Origin of the sequence: Hymenobacter sp. IS2118 (assembly GCF_000715495.1) — a bacterium.
Taxonomy (GTDB): domain Bacteria; phylum Bacteroidota; class Bacteroidia; order Cytophagales; family Hymenobacteraceae; genus Hymenobacter.
The window spans coordinates 1-266 of the sequence record NZ_JNLX01000002.1 but is presented as its reverse complement, the minus strand read 5'-3'; the positions used below and the strand labels follow the sequence as shown (position 1 = coordinate 266).

Below are 266 nucleotides of genomic sequence, written 5' to 3'. Positions count from 1 at the left end.
GCTGATGCCCAGCGAAAAATTATTTATCTCAGCCAGCTGGTGCCCGGGTCAGTGCATGATTTCACGTTGTTAAAACAATTGTTTCCCCCTGACAAGCAGTGGTTTGATGGACTGACGCTGCGATTAGATTCCGGTTTTCAGGGCTTTGCGAAGGCGTATGCATGCGGCAAGTTATTTCTTCCCACAAAAAAACCGCGTGGCGGACAATTGACCAAAAACAATAAGTTTCGCAATACGCAGCAGGCCCGCAAGCGCGTAGTAGTGGA

1 protein-coding gene is annotated in these 266 nt (G+C 48.9%); it reads left to right on the top strand.

What is annotated here, in order from left to right; genetic code table 11:
- A partial coding sequence (locus GM79_RS25205) for a transposase family protein (RefSeq protein ID WP_161787077.1) occupies positions 1 to 266 on the top strand: 266 nt, incomplete at both ends.